Origin of the sequence: Albidovulum sp., from assembly GCF_049646345.1 — a bacterium.
Classification (GTDB): domain Bacteria; phylum Pseudomonadota; class Alphaproteobacteria; order Rhodobacterales; family Rhodobacteraceae; genus Albidovulum.
The window spans coordinates 1-3,235 of record NZ_JBARVQ010000270.1; the positions used below are offsets into that span (position 1 = coordinate 1).

3 protein-coding genes are annotated in these 3,235 nt (G+C 62.3%); all 3 read right to left on the reverse strand.

The genetic code is table 11. From position 1 onward, the window contains the following. Nucleotides 1-184: 184 nt before the first annotated feature. The gene (locus tag WBB85_RS06445) at nt 185-1,363 is read right to left on the reverse strand and encodes a 6-phosphofructokinase (RefSeq protein WP_432637802.1); all 1,179 of its coding nucleotides are present in this window, start codon (nt 1,361-1,363) and stop codon (nt 185-187) included. A 5-nt stretch (nt 1,364-1,368) separates the two neighbouring features. Continuing rightward, nucleotides 1,369-2,361: a zinc-dependent alcohol dehydrogenase gene (locus WBB85_RS06450; RefSeq protein WP_432637803.1), complete on the reverse strand. Its 993-nt coding sequence runs from the start codon at nt 2,359-2,361 to the stop codon at nt 1,369-1,371. A gap of 53 nt (nt 2,362-2,414) precedes the next feature. Next, the coding region (locus WBB85_RS06455) for a hypothetical protein (protein ID WP_432637804.1) at nt 2,415-3,235 on the reverse strand (821 nt) is incomplete at its 5' end.

Consider the following 3,235-nt stretch of genomic DNA (forward strand, 5'->3'; position numbering starts at 1 on the left):
GTTCTGTGAAAACACACCGGTCAGGTTGCGCAAAGCCGGAACCACCCAGTGCGTTCCGGATCCTGGATCTCAGATATTGGCAGACGTGGCGGCGTTTTGGGGAATCACATATGTGGTTTTCCTCGGGCGGTTGGCGCTGGATATCGCCGCTGACCGGACACCGGCACAGGCCCGGCTAGGAGGGTCAAGGGCGTGCAAGCACCGGCTGGATCTCTCCGATGATGTGACGGTTGCGGCGGGTGAATTCATCGCTCAGAGTGAAATCATCCTGAGCGTCAAAGAAGATCTCGGGCACCTGACGTCGACCGATACCCGCCTTGGCCGGTTGCCAACCGAGGCATAGATCCGGCGACACGGTCAGCATGATCGCGGCCTCGCCCGCATGGTCGAACAGGCCGACGCTGCCCCGCCCGACGCGCAAAGCCAGTTCGTGGTCAGGTTCGGACACGCAGCAGGTCATTGCCCGGCCAAGACTGCCGGGCCTGAGGCACCGCGCCTGCAGGCCGAGCTCGGTCCAGATCCGGCGGGCAAAGTAGTTCCCTGTGCCTGTCGACAGCGAATACATGGTCCGACCCAACCCATCGACCGGGCCGTCCTGCGCTTCGGCGCCGAGGATCGTACCGTCCGGGGCTGTCAGCATTTCGTTGGTGACGATGAACACCCGGCCGAGGTCACGGTGCAGTTCGGCTACACGCCTCAGCAAGGCGGCCTCGTCTACCGGACGTTCGGGGATCAGAACGATGTGCGGGGCATCCGCCCGGTTTTCCTTCAACAACACTGAGGCCGCGGCAAGCCAGCCGGTGTCGCGCCCCATCGTTTCAAGAATCGTCACATCGTCGAAGGTCTGCATGGCGCGAAAATCGCAGTCGAAATCGCGCACGGCCAGAGCGACAAAGCGCGCCGCACTTCCGTATCCGGGGGCAAAGGCTACGCCGGGCAGATCATTGTCGACGGTCTTCGGTGCGCCGACTGTGCAAAGATCGATCCCCCGGGTCTCTGCAAGCTCTGACAGTTGCTGGAGTGCAAACATGCTGCCATTGCCGCCGATGCCAAGAATGTGGCGGGCATGATGCGCCTCCATTGCCTCAAGCAGCGCGGAAAGCTGCGCCTCGGTCACCCTGACCCGGCTGGATCCCAGATATGCGCCGGGCGTACGGGCCAGACGTGCCCGCGCATCCGCCGCATCGGACCCGGTCAGGCCCGTCAGATCGACAGGTGCCTGCACTCCGGAAAGCTCAAGACTATGCCGCAGACCAAACACCTTTGAATACCGGCCACGAGCCGTTTCGAGCAATCCGGCGAGCGTCGCATTGATGACTGCGGTGGGACCGCCCCCCTGAAACACGAAAAGGGTGTCCGTCATCGCCCTCAAACCGGTTTGATCAGGATTTTCGTTGTCTGCGCGCCTGTTTCCACATCGCGGATAGATCGGTCCAGATCGGCCAGTGACCGCGCGGTTGCGATCAGTCGCTGGAAGTCAACATCACCCCCGCGATGCCATGCGGTCAACATATCGAGGGTGTCCTGAAACTCCTGCCGCGTGCAGACGCGGCTGCCGATCAGCGACAGCTCCTTGATAATGCAGCGGGTGATGTGGATTTCGCTCCGCCCGCCTTTGGGAAATCCCAGAACAACGACGCGACCCTGAACAGCGGCGGCTTCGGTGGCGGTCGCAAATCCCGCCGCCGTCCCCGAGGTTTCCATCACAAGGTCGAAACCCTCTGCTGCGGTGGCGGCGCGCAATTCCTGCAGGGCCTCGCTTCGGGTCGGGTCGGTGGCGGTGATCCCGAAAGCCTCGGCCACCGCGCGCCGCTTCGGGTTGGGTTCCGACACATGTACCTGCGCGGCCCCCATGTGGCGGGCTGTCAGCGCACAGTACAAGCCAATCGGGCCTGCCCCGATGACCAGCACGCGGTCAGACGGTGATACATCCCCACGTTTGAGCGAATGCGTCGCAATGGAAAAAGGCTCGGCCAGCGCAGCGGTTTCATCTGGCAGGTCATCAGGAATGGGGAACACGCAATCCACCGGAACCACAACCTGTTCGGCAAAACCGCCATCTTGGTTCACGCCGATCACGATCAGCTTTTCACATACATGGGAAGCCCCCCGCCTGCAGGCTGTGCAGCATCCGCAAAAGATCAGCGGCTGGATAGCCGCCCGGGTTCCCAAGGCCAGCCCCTCCACACCGTCGCCAAGCCCCATGACCCGGCCTGCAAATTCGTGACCGGGTATGACCGGCGCGCGCGCGATCGGGTTGTCGCCGTTGTAGATATGAACATCCGAACCGCAGATCCCGGCAAAGGCCACATCGATCAAAACCTCTCCCGGACCGGGAACGGGCGTGGGAAGATCGGCCACGTTGACCCGTCTCCATTCCTTGAGAACTGCTGCTTTCAATGCGCGCGTCCCGACTAGCTGGCCAGATCGCAGATGATAGCTTCATCGTTGTCCCGACGGTAAGGGGTGGCTGGCCCCTGCCAATTGTCCGGTATGTACGCAATCGTTTGGGACACAAGCATGCGCGTACCACTGACATTCAGCGCGATAAAGTAGGCGGTCGCCTTGTCACGTACCGCCGCGCGAATGTCGTCATAAACTGATGTCGCCCCCCACCAGGCCTGCTTGAACGTCCCAATCGGATAGCGGCGCGCATGGTGCAGGAACTGGGCCTCGCTCCAGCCGGGTTTCCATTCTTCGGCAAAACCGTCTTTGATCCAGCTATCGGCCTGCGCCACGAGGTCACGGGGCAAATGATCGTAGACGGCGTTCAGGAAAGCAGCCGCCAGGTGAACCTCGATACAGCCGGCCTCGGGCAGTCGGGCGATCCTTTGCAGGCTCAGCATCGAAGCACCGTGCTGCACGCAGCCCGCCAGCCCGCCATTGGCACGGCACGCGGCGGATAGATCAGAGATCAGTGCGAAATCGACATTCATATCGCCGAAACTGCCGTCCGCCAGCACGTTGCCGCCATGGCGCGTGCCAGACTGAATCGACAGCTTGGACAGCCCTGATATGTCCGGGCCGAGATTTGCGGCCACACCCTGCAAAAAGGCGTCAACCTCGGCCACGGTAGAGTTCGCATCGCCGACTTCACCGATCTCACCGCCCAATGAGATGGTGACACCCGCAGGCTCCTGCGCGCGGGCGTGGCGCGCCAGCTCGGCCGTCAGTTCGATATTCAGCCACTGCTGCTCGACTTCAGTCGGCCGGGACAGGTCTACAAGTGTAGAGC

What these genes read in the sequence shown, in the direction of transcription:
- WBB85_RS06445 (WP_432637802.1), bottom strand. Translation starts at nt 1,363, where the DNA reads ATGACGGACACCCTTTTCGTGTTTCAGGGGGGCGGTCCCACCGCAGTC.